This is a genomic window from Candidatus Tectomicrobia bacterium (assembly GCA_016192135.1).
Lineage (GTDB): Bacteria > UBA8248 > UBA8248 > UBA8248 > UBA8248 > 2-12-FULL-69-37.
Genome location: JACPUR010000015.1, coordinates 1 through 14,777 on the forward strand (window position 1 = coordinate 1; position 14,777 = coordinate 14,777).

General features: G+C 70.0%; 16 protein-coding genes. 3 read left to right on the forward strand and 13 right to left on the reverse strand.

Annotation, left to right across the window (positions count from 1 at the left end; genetic code table 11):
• From HYZ11_05710 to HYZ11_05720, 3 genes are all read right to left on the reverse strand, one after another.
• A partial coding sequence (locus HYZ11_05710; protein ID MBI3127079.1) for a hypothetical protein occupies nt 1-138 on the reverse strand: 138 nt, incomplete at its 3' end.
• 205 nt (nt 139-343) lie between these two features.
• Entirely contained in the window at nt 344-1,852 is a 1,509-nt protein-coding gene (gene tcuA, locus HYZ11_05715; GenBank protein MBI3127080.1) for an FAD-dependent tricarballylate dehydrogenase TcuA, read from the reverse strand.
• A 114-nt stretch (nt 1,853-1,966) separates the two neighbouring features.
• Nucleotides 1,967-3,079: a cation:proton antiporter gene (locus HYZ11_05720; GenBank protein ID MBI3127081.1), complete on the reverse strand. Its 1,113-nt coding sequence runs from the start codon at nt 3,077-3,079 to the stop codon at nt 1,967-1,969.
• A gap of 446 nt (nt 3,080-3,525) precedes the next feature.
• Here HYZ11_05720 and HYZ11_05725 point away from each other — a divergent pair, with 446 nt between their 5' ends.
• Nucleotides 3,526-4,305 carry a glucose 1-dehydrogenase gene (locus tag HYZ11_05725; protein ID MBI3127082.1) on the forward strand — a complete coding sequence of 260 codons (780 nt, stop codon included), beginning with the start codon at nt 3,526-3,528 and terminating at the stop codon, nt 4,303-4,305.
• A 10-nt stretch (nt 4,306-4,315) separates the two neighbouring features.
• Here HYZ11_05725 and HYZ11_05730 read toward each other — a convergent pair whose 3' ends face one another.
• A complete protein-coding gene (locus tag HYZ11_05730; protein MBI3127083.1) occupies nt 4,316-4,597 on the reverse strand; it encodes a hypothetical protein in 282 nt (93 codons plus the stop codon).
• Nucleotides 4,598-4,709: 112 nt separating this feature from the next.
• On the opposite strand from HYZ11_05730, the gene HYZ11_05735 reads away from it, so the two are divergent.
• Entirely contained in the window at nt 4,710-5,972 is a 1,263-nt protein-coding gene (locus HYZ11_05735; GenBank protein MBI3127084.1) for an ATP-grasp domain-containing protein, read from the forward strand.
• Between the two features lie 225 nt (nt 5,973-6,197).
• Here HYZ11_05735 and HYZ11_05740 read toward each other — a convergent pair whose 3' ends face one another.
• From HYZ11_05740 to HYZ11_05750, 3 genes are all read right to left on the reverse strand, one after another.
• Nucleotides 6,198-6,746, reverse strand: coding sequence for a NifU family protein (locus tag HYZ11_05740; GenBank protein MBI3127085.1), 549 nt, complete (start codon nt 6,744-6,746; stop codon nt 6,198-6,200).
• Nucleotides 6,747-6,851: 105 nt separating this feature from the next.
• Nucleotides 6,852-7,682: a hypothetical protein gene (locus HYZ11_05745; protein ID MBI3127086.1), complete on the reverse strand. Its 831-nt coding sequence runs from the start codon at nt 7,680-7,682 to the stop codon at nt 6,852-6,854.
• Complete coding sequence (locus HYZ11_05750) at nt 7,679-8,131, reverse strand: DUF3568 family protein (protein ID MBI3127087.1); 453 nt, start codon at nt 8,129-8,131, stop codon at nt 7,679-7,681. Before HYZ11_05750 ends, HYZ11_05745 begins: the two co-directional genes overlap by 4 nt.
• A 464-nt stretch (nt 8,132-8,595) precedes the next feature.
• On the opposite strand from HYZ11_05750, the gene HYZ11_05755 reads away from it, so the two are divergent.
• The gene (locus tag HYZ11_05755; protein MBI3127088.1) at nt 8,596-9,090 is read left to right on the forward strand and encodes a cyclic nucleotide-binding domain-containing protein; all 495 of its coding nucleotides are present in this window, start codon (nt 8,596-8,598) and stop codon (nt 9,088-9,090) included.
• A gap of 134 nt (nt 9,091-9,224) precedes the next feature.
• Here the strand turns inward: HYZ11_05755 and HYZ11_05760 are convergent, their stop codons facing one another.
• The 6 genes from HYZ11_05760 to HYZ11_05785 all read right to left on the reverse strand — a co-directional run bounded on the left by HYZ11_05760 (nt 9,225) and on the right by HYZ11_05785 (nt 14,766).
• A complete protein-coding gene (locus HYZ11_05760) occupies nt 9,225-9,809 on the reverse strand; it encodes a hypothetical protein (protein ID MBI3127089.1) in 585 nt (194 codons plus the stop codon).
• 11 nt (nt 9,810-9,820) lie between these two features.
• Nucleotides 9,821-10,879, reverse strand: a complete 1,059-nt coding sequence (locus tag HYZ11_05765; GenBank protein ID MBI3127090.1) for a zinc-binding dehydrogenase — start codon at nt 10,877-10,879, stop codon at nt 9,821-9,823.
• The gene (locus HYZ11_05770) at nt 10,876-12,000 is read right to left on the reverse strand and encodes a hypothetical protein (protein MBI3127091.1); all 1,125 of its coding nucleotides are present in this window, start codon (nt 11,998-12,000) and stop codon (nt 10,876-10,878) included. The genes HYZ11_05765 and HYZ11_05770 overlap by 4 nt, the downstream gene beginning before the upstream one ends.
• Before the next feature lie 36 nt (nt 12,001-12,036).
• Complete coding sequence (locus HYZ11_05775; protein ID MBI3127092.1) at nt 12,037-12,894, reverse strand: cupin domain-containing protein; 858 nt, start codon at nt 12,892-12,894, stop codon at nt 12,037-12,039.
• Nucleotides 12,895-13,014: 120 nt separating this feature from the next.
• Entirely contained in the window at nt 13,015-13,875 is an 861-nt protein-coding gene (locus HYZ11_05780) for a cupin domain-containing protein (protein ID MBI3127093.1), read from the reverse strand.
• Between the two features lie 90 nt (nt 13,876-13,965).
• Nucleotides 13,966-14,766, reverse strand: coding sequence for a cupin domain-containing protein (locus tag HYZ11_05785; protein MBI3127094.1), 801 nt, complete (start codon nt 14,764-14,766; stop codon nt 13,966-13,968).
• Nucleotides 14,767-14,777: the final 11 nt, after the last annotated feature.

Below are 14,777 nucleotides of genomic sequence, written 5' to 3' on the forward strand. Positions count from 1 at the left end.
AATGTTGGTGACGAAGCGGTGGGGGAGGCCGCGCGCCTCCAGGGCGCCGAGGAGCTCCCGCGCGCCGGGCAGCACCTCCTCCCCGGCGTAGAGCACGCCCTCGAGGTCCATGACCACGGCTTTCAGGTCGCGGAACATGGCGTTCACCCCCCCAAGCCCCCCCTTGCCAAGGGGGGGCTTGGGGGGGTGCAGGCGCGGACATTCCCGAGACGCTCGATCATCCGCCACCCCGCAAGGCTAGACCCCCCGCGCGACTTGAGCCGGGCGATCTCGCCGGGCCCCCTCGCGGAGGACCGTTTCGGCGGGCTCGCCCGCCCGAGGGGCAGGGCGCCCCCCTCCCCGCTCATCCGGCCCGGAGCTTGGCCGCGCGCCGGGCCGCCGACGCCCCGGCCAGCCGGCCGTAGACCGCCCCAAGGGTGAGGCCCGCCCCGCCCGGGTAGTTGAAGTAGTAGACGCCCCCCACCAGCTCGCCCGCCGCGAAGAGGCCCGGGATGACCGCGTTCTCGGTGTTCAGCACCTCGGCCTTGGTGTTCACGCGCACGCCGCCGAAGGTGAAGGTGATCCCGGTCGTGACGCCGTAGGCGACGTAAGGGGGCGCGTCGAGGGGCAGCGCCCAGTTCGACTTCGGGGGGTCGATGCCCACGGTGCACTTGCCGTCCTTGATCGTCGGGTCGTACTCGACGTCCTTCCGGATCGAGGCGTTGTACTCCTTCACCGTCTTGACGAAGCCCCCGACGTCGATCTCCATCCCCTCGGCGAGCTTCTCCAGGGTGCCCGCCTCGACCTTCGTCACCTCGCGGATGCGGTACTCGGCGCGGAGCATGTGGACGACCTTCTGGTCGAACACCTGCCAGGCCGTGCGCCGCGGCTGCTTGAGGACGACGTGCCCGTACTTCGCGTAGGTGTAGTTGCGGAAGTCGGCCCCCTCGTCCAGGAAGCGCCTGCCCTCGACGTTCACCAGGATGCCGAAGGGGTAGGAGTGCTTCTGGTAGGACTCGCCCACGGTCAGGCTCCCGTACGGGGGCGAGTTGAGGTCCCACTGGACGGCGTGGCAGCCGCTCCAGTGGCCGTAGGACTGCGCGCCGATCTCGAGCGCCATGCGGATGCCGTCGCCCGTGTTGTAGGGCGTGCCCCGGACCCGGGCCAGCTCCCAGCCGGGGCCGAGGTAGCGGCAGCGCATCTCGGCGTTCGCCTCGAAGCCGCCCGAGGCCAGCACCACCGAGGGGGCGTGGACCTCGTAGGGCCCCTCCGGGCCCCGCGCCTCGGCGCCCGTGACGGCGCCGCTCTGGTGGTCGGTGAGCAGCCTCGCCGCCTTCGTCTCGAAGCGGATCTCGATGTCTGTCTTCTTCACGGCGTCGAGGAGCGAGTCGATGAGGCCCCGGCCCCCGCCCACGATCTCGAGGACCAGGCCGCCCCAGAAGCGCAGCTTGCCGCCGACCTTGAAGGCCTGCCGCCCGGCGGCGGGGACGAGCCGGAGGCCCTTCGTCCGCATCCACTTCAGGGTCGGGAGGGATTCGCCGATGAGGGTCGAGGCCAGGTCGCCGTCGGTCTCGTACTCGGTCAGGCGGGCCAGGTCGTCGAAAAACTGCTCGCTCGTGTAGGCCGGGATCTCGTACGTGGCCTTCTCCTCGTCGGAGAGATCCGGCACGAGTTCATAGATGTCCTCGACGCCCTTGAAGGCGAAGCGGAAGAGCCCGCCCGAGAACGCCGAGTTCCCGCCCCGCCACGCCTCGGGCGCCTTCTCCAGCACCAGCACCCTGGCGCCCCCGTCGTGGGCCGAGAGCGCCGCGCACAGCGCCGCGTTCCCGCAGCCGACCACCACCACGTCGAACCGCTCGCTTGCCTTGGCCATGCCTCGAGACCCCCTTGCTCCCGTGAAACCGGCCTCCTGTCCGTCCACGAACGGTGATCCGGCCCATCGTAGCACGATTCATTTTCCCGGCCCCGCGGCCCTCCGCCTCCCGGCTCACCGGTCCACTTCCGCCTGCACCTCCTGGAGGAGGTACATGGAGAGGACGATGCTGGCCACCACCCCCATCAGGATGACGGAGTAGAGCTTCTGGTCGAGGAAGCCCTCCTGCAGGCCCACGCTCGCGGCGATGATCCCGAAGGTGAGCTGGTAGTTCAGCAGGACGCCCGCGAAGTGGCCGTTCAGGCTCGTGAGCAGCCGGGTGGCCACCCGGGCGGCCAGGTATTTCAGCCCGTACACCACCGCGAACAGAAGGGCGGCGACCCCCGCCACTTTAAGATCGATGACGCGGAGGTTCATCTGCGCGCCCGCGTGGAGGAAGAAGATCGGCGCCAGCAGGCTGAAGACGATTCCGCGGAGCTTCACCTCGAGCTCCTCGTGGTCCACGGCCAGCTCGCCCAGCACCAGCCCCACCGTGAAGGCGACGATGGCGGGATGGATGCCGGCGTGCCCCGACAGGAACCCGAGGCCCAGGAGGACCATCAGGAGGAAGCGCATCTCGAACTCGACCGCGTTCCCCCGGTAGCGCCGCAGGACCCACCGGCTCAGGCGGGGAAGCCCGATGAGGGTCGGGATGACGAACGCCAGGAAGACGGCCGTCCCCCACCCCACGTTCCCCAGGGTGGCCGCGAGGAGGACCATGCTCAGCACGTCCACCACCGAGGCCGCCCCCATCAAGGTGGCGCCGCTCTGCTGGCCGAGAAGGTTCCGGTCCTTGAGGGACTGGTAGGTCAAGGCCAGCGAAGTCGTGGAGAGCCCCACCCCCATGAGCAGCGAAACCTTGGGGGGCAGGGAGAGCAGATAGTGGCAGACCGCGAAGAGCCCGGCGACGGGGACCAGGAGGGAGGCCATGCCGATGCCCACGCTCGCCTTCCAGGTGGCGCGGATTCGGTTGACGTCCACCTCGAAGCCCGCCATGAACATCAGCGCGAGGATGCCGAAATGCGCCAGGAAGTTGAACCATTCGACGGCGATCAGCCCCTGGACGAAGAAGCCGAGCAGCATCCCCGCGAAGATCTCGGTCACGGCGCCGGAGATGCGGAACTCCAGCGCCAGCACCCCCGCCGCGATGAGGACAACGGCCACCGAGAGCGACGGATCCAGGCTCAATGGGAGCGCCTTCTCGTCGGGACAATGAAGCCGGCCCGGGACGGATGAGCCGGATTGGCAAACGGTCGTTCATCCTAGCATTTTCGCGCCGCCCCCGCCCCCGGGGCTCCGCGTTGGTGGTGTCCTGATTCGGCCGTACTCTTGTCATTCCGAGCGCAGCGAGGAATCTGCTTTTGCTGGAGAAGCAGATTCCTCGGTCGCTCCGCTCCCTCGGAATGACAAGGCAGGCCCGCTGCAAAGTAGGACACCACCTCCGCGTCGGGTGGTGGCCTGTCTGCTGTTGTCATTCCGAACCCGGCATTCCCTCTCCCTCTGGGAGAGGGCCGGGGTGAGGGGATATTGGCGGCGGAGGCCTCTCACGCAAACTGGTTCAGTATCCCGCGTTGACCCGCCCCCGGCCGGGGGGGAGAATCCCCCCGCGTCTTTCCCCAGCGAGGAGGCATCCCATGCCGCATCCCCTGTTCGACCTCTCCGGCCGCAAGGCGCTCGTCACCGGCGCGGGGCGGGGCATCGGGCGCACCCTGGCGGTGGGCCTCGCCCAGGCCGGGGCGGACGTGGCCCTGGCCGACATCGACCTCTCCCAGGCCGGGGAGGCCAAGGCCCAGATCGAGGCCCTCGGCCGCCGCTGCGCCCTCATCCGGGCGGACGTGACCGACATGGCCTCGGCCGAGCGCATGGTGGCCGAGGCGGCGGACGCCCTGGGCGGGCTGACCATCCTGGTGAACAACGCGGGCACGAACGTGCGCAAGACGCTGGACGAGGTGACCGAGGCCGACTGGGACAAGGTCCTCGACCTCAACCTCAAGAGCTACTTCTTCATCACCCGGCGGGCGGGGCAGGAGATGCGGAAGGCGGGGGGCGGAAAGGTGATCAACCTCGCCTCGCTCATGGGCTGGAGCGTCTTCCGCAGCCCGCGCGGCCAGACCTACGGGCCCTACGCCTCGAGCAAGGGGGGGGTCATCTCCCTCACCCGCTCCTTCGCGGTCGAGTGGGGGAAGGCCAACATCCAGGTGAACGCCATCTGCCCCACCTTCATCGAGACCCCCCTGACCCAGGTGCTGAAGGAGGACAAGGCCGTCTACGACGCCATCTGCCTGCGCACCCCGATGGGCCGCTTCGGCCGGATGGAGGAGCTGGTGGGGCCGTGCATCTTCCTGGCCTCGGCCGCGAGCGACCTGGTGACGGGGATTTCTCTGCTCGTGGACGGGGGCTGGCACGCGGGGTAGGCCCCGCCGCTCACCTCCCCGGCCGCGCCTCGGGGTTGGGGTTCCCGACGGTGCCGGGCAGGCAGCTCAGCTGGACGTAGCCCCCGGCCGGGCTGAGAAAGGTGTAGGGGAGGGTGGTGGGGCTGTAGCCGCGCTCCTGGGCGTAGCGGCCGCGCGACTCGCGGCACTCCTGCAGGGACTCGAAGCCGTCCACCACGCTCCAGCGGAGCTCGATCCCCGCCCCCGAGCTCTCCCACAGCACCCACGCGAAGGCGACGGCGGCGGCCGCGCGGACCCTTCTCCTGCCGGACATGGCTCCCTCCTCCTCCCGCCCCCCCGCTCGCGGCGGCATGCCCATGCAGGATCATCCCCCCGGGATTAAAATGGAATGAGGTGCTGCCCTGAGCCGGACCGCGGGTGAATCCATGAAGCGCGCGCTTCTCCTGATGACGACGGCCACCTACCGGGCCAAGGCCTTCCTGGAGGCGGCCCGGGCGGCCGGGGTGCGGGTGGCGGTCGGCACCGACCGCCCCGACGTGCTGGGGGACCTCAACCCGGGGGGCTCGCTCACCCTGGACTTCCTGAAGCCGGAGCGGGAGGCGGGGGCCATCGCGGCCTTCGCGGAGCGCTACCCCCTCGACGCCATCGTGCCCGTCGACGAGGACACCACCATCCTGGGCGCCCTGGCGGCGGAGCGGCTCGGGCTCCCCTATCACCCGCCCGGGGCCGCCCGCGCCGCCCGGAGCAAGTACCAGCTCCGCCAGGTGCTCTCGGAGGAGGGCATCCCGGCGCCGGGCTTCCGCCTCCTGGCCGCCGAGGAGGACCCGGCCAGGCTCGCCCGGACGGTCCGCTACCCCTGCGTCTTGAAGCCCACCTTCCTCTCGGCGAGCCGGGGGGTGATCCGCGCCAATGACGAAAGAGAGTTCGAGGCGGCCTTCCGGCGGGTCGCGGCCATCCTGCGGGAGCCGGGCACGGCCGGGCGCGGGGGGGCGGAGGCGGGGATGATCCTGGCCGAGGACTACATCCCCGGGATCGAGGTGGCGCTCGAGGGCCTGATGATCCGGGGCGAGCTCCACGCCCTCGCCCTCTTCGACAAGCCCGACCCGATGGAGGGGCCCTTCTTCGAGGAGACGATCTACGTCACGCCCTCGCGCCTGCCGCGCGCCAAGCAGGAGGAGATCGCCCGCCAGGCCGGGCGGGCCGCGCGGGCGCTGGGCCTCCGCGAGGGGCCGGTGCACGCCGAGTTCCGGCTGAACGAGGGCGGCGTCTGGCCGCTCGACATCGCCGGGCGCTCCATCGGGGGGAGGTGCTCGGAGGCCCTGAGCTTCGGGGACGGGCTCCCGCTCGAGACGCTCATCCTCTGCCAGGCGCTGGGCGTGGCGCCGCCCTCCCTGGAGCGGGAGGGGGAGGCCTCGGGCGTCATGATGATCCCCATCCCGGCGGCGGGGGTGCTGCGGGGGGTGGAGGGGAAGGAGGAGGCCCTGGCGGTGCCGGGGGTGCGGGGGGTGGAGATCGCCATCCACGCGGGCGGGCGGGTGGTGCCCCTCCCCGAGGGGGAGAAGTACCTGGGCTTCATCTTCGCCAAGGGGAAGACGCCCGAGGAGGCCGAGGCGGCCCTGCGCCGGGCCCACGCCCGGCTGAAATTCCGGATCGACCCAGAGGATAAGGAACCCGAGGCAGAAACGTAGGGGCGTTCGATGGAACGCCCCTCCTCATGTATGCCCCGGCGAGGAGCATCCAGGAACAATCACGAGGACTCCGGGAATGCCCGCCCGCATGTAGGGGCGGTTCGCGAACCGCCCCTACACCGCAAATGACGCCGCGGCCTCGCCCCCGGACCACATCCGAAGCCGCCCCAAAATGTAGGGGCGTCCCATGGAACGCCCCTACGGAGATTCGGTGCCGCGACCGCGCTATTTCTTGCTGGGCGCGTAGTAGGGATTGGCGCCCGAGGCGTGGTCGGTGGTGTCCACCACCTCGATGTCGGGGTCGAGCTGCTGGAGCCGGGCCTGGACGCCCGACTTGAGCGTCACGTCCGCCATGCCGCAGCCCGCGCAGCCCCCGCCCATCTGGACGAAGACCTTCTTGTCCTCCACGTCGAGCACGGTGATGTGGCCGCCGTGCATGGCCACCGCGGGGTTGATCTCGGTGTCGATGATCTCCTGGATCTGGGTGGCGAGGAGGTTGTCCCCCTCCTTGCGCTCCCGGGTGACCTTGAAGCCGCTGGAAGGGCCTTCCTCGATGTAATCGATGAGGGCGGCCTCGGCCCGGGCCAGGTGCTCGGGGGTGGAATAGACGCCCACGAGCGGGGAGTCGATCCTGGCGAAGTTGGCCGCGTCCTCTTCCTTCACGAGATCGAGCTTGTAGCCCCCCTCGAAGGTGACGAGGATCCCCGCGAAGCCGCTCCCGTGGGCTTCCATGATCTCCTTGACCTTGCTCGCGGCCTTTTCCGTGATTTTCATCGCATGACTCCTTGCGCCGGCGCCCGGCGGGAAACTCGGACCGAATTGCTCATCTACCATACCACGCCGGGCCCGCCGGCAAAAGGGCCTGGGGCAGGGGCCTCTTTACCGCCCGCGCCCCCGCCCGGCGCCCCGGGCGCCCCCGGCCTCCCGGCCGAAGGCGTTCCCCTGGCCGGGACCCGCGGGAGTGCCCTCCCCCGTCACGATGCCGGCGCCCTCGCCCGGGCGCCCGGAGCCGCCGACGATGCCCTCGTTCTTCTTCCCGTGCTCCCGGCCGGCGCCCGGCGCGCCGCCCTGGCCGCCCGCGTTGACGACCCCCTTCCCCTCCACGGAGGGGGGGGCGGCCCCGGCCGGGGCCGTCGCCATCCCGTGGTTGGCGGCCTTCATGCCGCTGACCACGGATCCGAGATTGGCCCCCGTGGCGCGCGCGATCTGCCCCCATCCCATCCCCTGGCTCCGCATGGCGAGCACGCCCTGCATCTGGGTCGTGGCGCCCTGGCTGTTCGTGACGCTCCCGCCGGTCAAGGCCGCCTGAAGCTGGGACGGGGTGGGCTGGGTGACGCCCGCCTGGGCGAGCTGGTTCTTGGCGAGGGCGAGCGAGATGAACACGTTCCCGTAGCCCATCTTGCCCGTGGTGGGGGCGATCGTGACCGCCTTCGCCGCGGGCGGCTGGCCCGGCACCGTCTCGGTCAGGGTGACGGGCGTCCCATTGCGCAGGGAGGCCACGACGGCGCCCGAGTCCTTGCCCAGGAAGGGCTCGAAGTCCCCCGAGAGCTTCTGGAAGACGCGGCCCTCCCCCTTGGACGCCGCGAGGGAGTCCATGCGTGAAGCCTCCCCGCCCAGGGCCGGATTCTCCTGCCCCCGCGCCTGCGGAGCCCCGAGGAGCGAAGCCGCGAGCATCAGGCACAGCGCACCGGAAACCGTTTTCCCTTTCATGAGTTGTTCCTCTTTGCGGCGGCGTTCGAAATCAGCTTCTCCGTCTGGATGATGATTTCAGTCGCGGTCGCCCGGTCCTTGAAGAAGAACCCGCCCTCGGTCACCACGACCCGGATGCGCGTCGTGGAAGAGGTCACGCGCTCCAGCTGGATGTCGATCTCCCGATCGCTCCCCGAGGCGACGATCTGCCGCCCGCTGTCGATGGGCTTCTGCTCCTTGACCTCGAAACCCATCTGCGCGAGCGTCGAGAGGGCCGCCCGCTCCACCCGCGGCAGAGGGACGGCGAAGGTCCGGTAGGCGATGCCGTTCATGCTGTAGGAAACCGCCGTCCCCGTGGTCACGCCGGCGCCGACCCCCAGGAGGGTGAGGCCCACGCCCCCGTCGCACCCCCCCAGCACGGAAAGGCCGAGCACCCCCGCGAGCCCCACGAGCATCCCCTTGGTGCGCATGACCCCCCACCTTTCCCGGATGGATTGCCCAACGCGGATTGGAGGACAACCCGTCCATTGAAAGAAGGCGGCGGCTTCGGGCTTGCCTGAATCGGCGGCGTTAGATGAGCTTGGCGGGCCGTCCCCCGGCGCTCCGCGAACGCAAGGGAGCCGGCTGTCATAATGATCTCATGTTTCCGGCCGAACCGGCAGTAACAGATTTCACTTGCCTTTCCATTGCCTAAGAAAAATCTCAACGTGCGACGCACGGAGGTCCCAAACTTTCGTGAGTAATTTCACACTTGGGGGGCCTTTAGGGGGATTTCCCTATTTCGTCAGGGAATCGCCTTCCATATAGTAACCTTAGGTGTCACAAACGTTTCAGAGCAAGGCATCCAGCCTCCGCCCGGAGCGCGATTGCCATGCTGAACACGCAGCTTCGCCGCGAGCATCCCGCCTTCGCCCAGCCGCCAGGGGAGCCCCGCATGACATCGACGCCGACCCAGGCCGGGGCGGGCGCCTCCCTGACCCGGGAGGGGAATCTCTCGGCGGAGGATCTCCTCTGGAAGCTCAAGAAGGGCTATCCCTTCTTCGCCGATCTCTCGCACGACGAGATCGTCCATCTGCTGCGCTACTGCGAGCGGCGCCTGTGCCCGGCCGGCAGCGTGATCTTCCGCCGGGGCAGCCCCGGCGAGGACTTCTTCCTCATCCTGTCGGGAGAGGTGACCATCCAGGCCGGGGACTACGAGTACGCGCGCCTCGGGGTGGGGGAGTGCTTCGGCGAGATGGGCGTGGTGGAGGAAGCTCCGCGCAGCGCCACCGCCCGGGCCGCCACCCGCACGCTCGTGCTGCGCATCGACCCGCGCGTCCTCGCGGGGCAGGAGCCCATCCTCAGCTACAAGCTCCTGGCCAAGGTGGCGCGGCTTCTCTCGGCGCGGCTGCGCCGCGCCAACGAGAAGATCTGGCGGACCCTGCCGTAGGGGATCTCTCTCCAGATTCTTCACGGCCAAGGTTGTCATTCCGAGCGCCAGCGAGGAATCTGCTTCTGCACCTGAAAAGCAGATTCCTCAGTCGCTGCGCTCCTTCGGAATGACAGAGCGATTCTCCTCTCTCCCTACCCCTCCAGCCTCTCCCCGGCCCAGGCCGCGAACTCGGCCGGGGTCATGGCCCGCACCCCGCGCGCGGCGAGCCGCTCCCGGCGGCCCTTCTGGATGAAGTGGCGGGTGTCCAGGGTGAGGAAGACGTCGTTCCCGAGGGAGCGGTGCAGCGCCAGGATGCGCGCGTCCCGCCGCTGGCCGGGCGTCAGCTCCCCGGGGCGGGTGTGCGGGAAGAGGACGGCCGCCATCTCTTCCTCCAGCCCGGCCGGCGCCCCGGCCGCCTCGCCCCCGCCGTGCAGCGACCGGGCCTTCCCCGCGTACATCGCCCGGCCCTTGCCGCCCAGGTGGGCCTCCGCCTCCGCCGTCACCTCGGGCGGCACGTAGAGCACGACCTTCCCCTCCTCGGCCCAGCGCTCGACCCGGTTCATCGCGGGGATGGAGCCCCGCGCGTTCAGGGCGCTCGTGTCGAGGGTCAGGCGGGGCGGGCGGCCCTCGGGCCAATCCCCGGGAGGTGCGCCCCGCCCGAACACGCTCGCCTCGTTGTGGGAGGGCGCGGCGCCCCCGGCTCTCTCCCCGCGCGCGCCGGAGGCTCCGGAAGTCATGGCGCGGCCCCTCAGGGCTCGACGACCACCTTGAGGGCGCCGCCCGAGCGGTCCTGGAAGGTGGCAAGGGCCGTCTGGAAATCGCTCAGCGGGAAGCGGTGGGTCACGAGCTCCCGGAGCCGGAGCGCCCCCGCCTGGACGAGGGCCAGCACCTCGGGCAGGCAGTTGGGGGCGGCGCGCGAGCCCACCACCTCGATCTCGTCCAGCACGAAGCGCTTGAGGGGGAGGGGGACGTCCTCGGCCGGGAGGCCTCCGATGACCACCCGCCCGCCCTTCTTCACCATCTCGACCGCCTGGCGGACGGCCCGGGCCGTGCCCGCGCACTCGAGCACCACGTCGGGCCCCACGCCCCCCGTCGCCTCCTTCACATAGGCCAGGGGATCCGCCTTCTCGTAATCCACCGTCTCGAAGCCCAGCTCCCGGGCCTTCGCCAGCCTGTGCCCGCGCCCCACCACGATCACCCGCCCCGCCCCCAGCGCCCGGGCGCACTGGCAGGCGATGGAGCCCACCGCCCCCGGGCCGATGACCACGGCGGTGTCCCCGGCCCCGACGCCCCCACGCTTGGCGATGTGGAGGGCGATGCCCGCCGTGTCCATCAGGGAGGCCTCGCCCAGGTCGAAGTCCGGCGGGAGCTTCACCAGGGAGCGGGCGTGGGCGCGGATGTACTGGGCGTAGGCCCCGTGCACGGTGAAGCCGTACTGGCGGTGGCCGGCCGCCGTGTTCCCGTAGTTCAGGCAGAGGTTGTAGCGCCCCCGCATGCAGTTGCGGCAGTGGCCGCAGCCCACGGCGGAGCTCCCGGCCACCTTGTCCCCGGGGGAGAAGCCCGCGCCGGGGCCAACTTCCTCCACCACCCCGGCCCACTCGTGGCCGATGATGAAGGGCCACCGGGGGGGCCACATCGGGAAGAACTTGCCCGAGATGATCCCGATGTCGGTGCCGCAGATGGCCACCGCCCCCACCCGGCAGAGGGCCTCCTGGGGGCCCGCCTCCGGCACGGGCACCCCCGCCTCGAAGGAATAGCGGTTCGGCTCGTGGAGGACGACGGCCTGCATGGTGCGGGGGGTGGTCATCTCATCCCCATCTCCGCCATCACTCTCGCGATTTCCGCCAAGGTCCGGGCGCGGAAGCCGTCCTCCTTGATCCTCCGGGCGTTGGCGAGGGCCTCGCCCAAGACGGCCTCCGCTGTCTTCCGGTCCCCGGCCTCCGCCCGGGCTTCCGCGACTGCGATCAAGGCATCTCCGCGCATCCAGTCAGTCTCAATCTCCCGGGCAGTTTTGAGGGCTTCACTCATTCTTCCGTCTCTCGCCTGGACCCCTGCGATGGCGGCCATATGACGCACAGGCCGCGCCCAAGCGCGCGAGAAGTCTTCCTTAATCTCCTGGACGGCCTTGATGGCTTGGGCCAAAGCGGCCTCCGCCCCCTCCCGGTCGCCGGCTTTCGCGAGGCCTTCCGCGATACTGCCGAGGATCATGGCGCGCAGGCTATCACGCTTGGCCCCCCGAGCGGTTTCATAGGCCTCGCGCAAAACGGCTTCCGCGCCCGTTCGATCCCCCGCTTTTGATCGAGCAACCGAAATTCGAGCCAGGACACGGGCGCGGGTGGTTTCGGTTTTAATTTCCCGAGCGCTCGCAAGGGCCTTGCTCAAAACGCCCTCCGCCGCCTTGCGATCCCCGCTCTTTGCCTGGATTTCAGCGATTGCAGCCAGGGTCACGGGTTGATAGGAGGAACCCTTGATTTCCCGAACGGTCTCGAGAGCTTCGCTCATTCTCCCGGCCAAAGCCTGGGCTTCCGCGATTCGGCTCAGGGCCATATATCGGTGACCCTCACTCGTGATGCCCCGCGCGGTGCCGAGAGCCTCGCTCATTCTGCCGGCTTTCGCCTGGGCTCCGGCGACGGAGAACAAGACATAGGCGCGCCAGCCCTCATCCTTGATTCTCCGGAGGGTCTCAAGGGCCTCGCCCATTTTTCCCACCCTTGCCTGGGTCCCCCCAATATTGCCCAGGGCATGGTCGCGCGAATTATCCTCCTTGATTCCCCCGGCAATCTGGAGGGCTTCCCCCAGCAGGACCTCTGCGGTGGGAAGAGGGGCCGCCTGGGCCGGGGGCGCATGCCATAGCCATCCGGCCGCGAAGACCAAACCCCACATCAACGGTGAAATCGCCAAGACGTTCCGCCGCCGGAATCCGCGCATCTCCCTCCCCTCCTTGGGGCCGGAGGACGGCGCCCCCTACGCCGTTCTCGCCTTGATATCCGCCTCGGTCACCTCGCCCGTGTAGACGTAGCCCGTGGCCTCGACGCTCCCCGCGCCGATGTAGATGCCGATGGCCTCGATGGGCTCGGTCCGGCTCAGGTTGTGCATGAAGTGCTCGACGCCCTTGGGGATGTAGTGGAAGTGGCCGCCCCGCACCTCGGCGCGGTCCGGCCCCGCGCCGGCCAGGCCGTGGCCGCGGATGACGTAGTAGATCTCCTCGCAGTTGTCGTGGCGGTGCTTCTTGTGGACGGCGCCCGGCATGAACTTGGCCCAGAAGAGGGTGGTGGGGCTGCCGTTGTGGCTCCCGATGGGGAGGCGGAAGTCGGTGATGGACCAGCCGTCCTTCGCGTTCATCTGGGCGGGCTTCACGTCGTCGTGGTGGACGAGGATGCCCTGGCTGAACTTCGCCTTGCGGGGCATCTTGAGGTCGGCCTCGGTCACGCCGCCCCGGAACTGGTAGCCCGTGTCCTCGACGCTCTTCGCCCCGTCGTAGAAGCCGATGACGAGGGCCTCCTTGTCCTTGGTCTCGTTGTAGAAGAAGTGCTCCGAGCCCTTGGGCATCAGGCGGCAGTGGCCCGCCCGCACCTCGCAGCGCTCGCTCCCCTGCCCCACCACCCCGTGGCCCGAGAGGTAGACGGCGATCTCGTTGCAGCGGGTGTGGAGGTGCTTGGCGTGGGTGGAGCCGGGCCGGAAGATGGAGTGGAAGACGGTGGTGGAGCTGCCGTTCTTCCCCGAAATCGGCAGGCGGAACTCGGAGATGGCCCAGCCCTCCTTCTCCTCCATCTTCTCGGGCCGGACGTCGTCGACGTGAATCAAGGGGTACTTCAGGGCCATGGGGGATACCTCGGATGAAAAGGGGAACCTCCCTCTCCCTATGGGAGAGGGCCGGGGTGAGAGACACGCGGCCGGCCTTCCCCTCACCCTACCCTCTCCCAAGGGGAGAGGGGAAAACATCTAGGCCGTTCTTTGCTTCAAATCCTCCTCCGTCACCGGGGCGATGTACTCGAAGCCGCTCTCGTCGAGGCCCCCCACCCCGATGTAGAAGCCCGGCGCGATGAGGACCCCGGTCTTGCTCAGGTTGGCGAGCCAGTGCTCCTCGCCCGGCCGGATGTAGTGGAAGTGGCCCGCGTGGAGCTCCACCCGGTGCCGGCCCACCCCCGCCAGACCATGACCCTGGAGGATGTAGCAGACCTCCTCGCAGTTGTGGTGCTTGTGCTTCATGTGGACGGTCTTGGGCCCGAAGTAGCCCTGCATCCAGGTGGTGGTGGCGCCGTGCTCCCGGCTGATGGGCTGGTTGAAGTAGTCCTGGGTCCAGCCCTGCTCGCGCGAGGTCTTGTAGACGGGCACGAGATCGTCGTGGATGAGGTGGTACTTGCGGTCCCCGGGGGCGGTGCGCGGGGCCTTCAGGTCCTCCCCGGTCACGTCCCCGGTGTAGACGTAGCCCGTGGCCTCGAGGCTCGGCGCCCGGTCGTAGATGCCGTAGACCTCGATGGGCTCGGTCCGGCTGAGGTTCACCAGCCAGTGCTCCACCCCCCGGGGGATGTAGTGGTAGTGGCCCGGGAAGACCTCCACCCGGTCCGGCCCCGCACCCGCGAGCCCGTGGCCCCGGAGGACGCAGTACATCTCGTCGCAGTTCTCGTGGCGGTGCTTCTTGTGGACGGCGCCGGGCATGAAGAGGCCGCGGAAGAGGGTGGAGGAGCACCCGATGCGGCCGTCCATGATGACGCGGAAGTCCGAGATCTCCCAGCCCTGCCGGGGGTCCATCCGCAGGGGCTCTACGTCGTCCACGTGCACGAAGGGAAAATCGGGGCGCATGGGGCTCCTCGGCCGCGAGAGGGAAGAGGGAATTCCGCTTTCCCGGGGGATCATGCGATCAGCTGGGCCGGCGGGCAAGCGCGCCGCGGGCTACCGCGCTTGCTCAACCGGCCATTCCGCCGCCTCCGGCGTCCCGGCGCCGAACACCACCCCCGCGCATTCGAGGGCCCCCTCCGCGCCGGGGTTCGAGAGCCCGAACTCCGTCCCGCGCGGGACGTACTGGTAGTGCCCCGCCCGGGCCTGGGCCTTCTCCCCCGCGGCGTGCACCTCCCCGGCGCCCCGGGTGAGGGTGCAGATGAGCTCGCCCCCCAGGCGGAGGCCCTCCGGCAGGGCCGCCCCCGGCGGGAGCGCCAGGTGGAACAGGAGGCTCCGCGCCCCGCACCAGCTCCCCAGCAGGGGGCGGAGGAGGCCGCCTCCCCGGATCGGCAGGGGCGCCACCTCGTCCAGGTGGACGGTGGGGTAGACCCGCGCCCCCTCCTCGGGGGGCATGGAGCGGAAGTCCTCCTCCGACGCGGCCCCGAGCGTGACCGTGCCCGTCTCCCCCATCGAGGGGGCGCCGTCGAAGAAGGCGGTCAGCACCACGGGCTCGTCCGGGCTCGCGTTCCGGAGCCAGTGGACCCCGCCCCGGGGGATGCGGCGGGCGTGGCCGCCCCGCACCTCGCGGCCGTCCGGGCCGAAGCGCCCCCGGCCGCTCACGAAGAAGACGAGCTCGTCGCAGTTCTCGTGGCGGTGCATGGGGCGGGTGAGGCCGGGGAAGTAGCGCGCGAAGAAGCAGGCGTGGGGCGAGCCCTGGCGGCCGCTGATGGGCACGCGCACGCCGGAGGGCGCCGGAACGCCCCGGGACTCGAAGGGGAGGTCGTCCACGTGGACCAGCGCGGGCCGCTGCGCCATCGAATTCTCCA

What these genes read in the sequence shown, in the direction of transcription:
- tcuA (MBI3127080.1), bottom strand. Translation starts at nt 1,852, where the DNA reads ATGGCCAAGGCAAGCGAGCGGTTCGACGTGGTGGTGGTCGGCTGCGGG.
- HYZ11_05725 (MBI3127082.1), top strand. Translation starts at nt 3,526, where the DNA reads ATGCCGCATCCCCTGTTCGACCTCTCCGGCCGCAAGGCGCTCGTCACC.
- HYZ11_05730 (MBI3127083.1), bottom strand. Translation starts at nt 4,597, where the DNA reads ATGTCCGGCAGGAGAAGGGTCCGCGCGGCCGCCGCCGTCGCCTTCGCG.
- HYZ11_05735 (MBI3127084.1), top strand. Translation starts at nt 4,710, where the DNA reads ATGAAGCGCGCGCTTCTCCTGATGACGACGGCCACCTACCGGGCCAAG.
- HYZ11_05740 (MBI3127085.1), bottom strand. Translation starts at nt 6,746, where the DNA reads ATGAAAATCACGGAAAAGGCCGCGAGCAAGGTCAAGGAGATCATGGAA.
- HYZ11_05745 (MBI3127086.1), bottom strand. Translation starts at nt 7,682, where the DNA reads ATGAAAGGGAAAACGGTTTCCGGTGCGCTGTGCCTGATGCTCGCGGCT.
- HYZ11_05750 (MBI3127087.1), bottom strand. Translation starts at nt 8,131, where the DNA reads ATGCGCACCAAGGGGATGCTCGTGGGGCTCGCGGGGGTGCTCGGCCTT.
- HYZ11_05755 (MBI3127088.1), top strand. Translation starts at nt 8,596, where the DNA reads ATGACATCGACGCCGACCCAGGCCGGGGCGGGCGCCTCCCTGACCCGG.
- HYZ11_05760 (MBI3127089.1), bottom strand. Translation starts at nt 9,809, where the DNA reads ATGACTTCCGGAGCCTCCGGCGCGCGCGGGGAGAGAGCCGGGGGCGCC.
- HYZ11_05765 (MBI3127090.1), bottom strand. Translation starts at nt 10,879, where the DNA reads ATGACCACCCCCCGCACCATGCAGGCCGTCGTCCTCCACGAGCCGAAC.
- HYZ11_05770 (MBI3127091.1), bottom strand. Translation starts at nt 12,000, where the DNA reads ATGCGCGGATTCCGGCGGCGGAACGTCTTGGCGATTTCACCGTTGATG.
- HYZ11_05775 (MBI3127092.1), bottom strand. Translation starts at nt 12,894, where the DNA reads ATGGCCCTGAAGTACCCCTTGATTCACGTCGACGACGTCCGGCCCGAG.
- HYZ11_05780 (MBI3127093.1), bottom strand. Translation starts at nt 13,875, where the DNA reads ATGCGCCCCGATTTTCCCTTCGTGCACGTGGACGACGTAGAGCCCCTG.
- HYZ11_05785 (MBI3127094.1), bottom strand. Translation starts at nt 14,766, where the DNA reads ATGGCGCAGCGGCCCGCGCTGGTCCACGTGGACGACCTCCCCTTCGAG.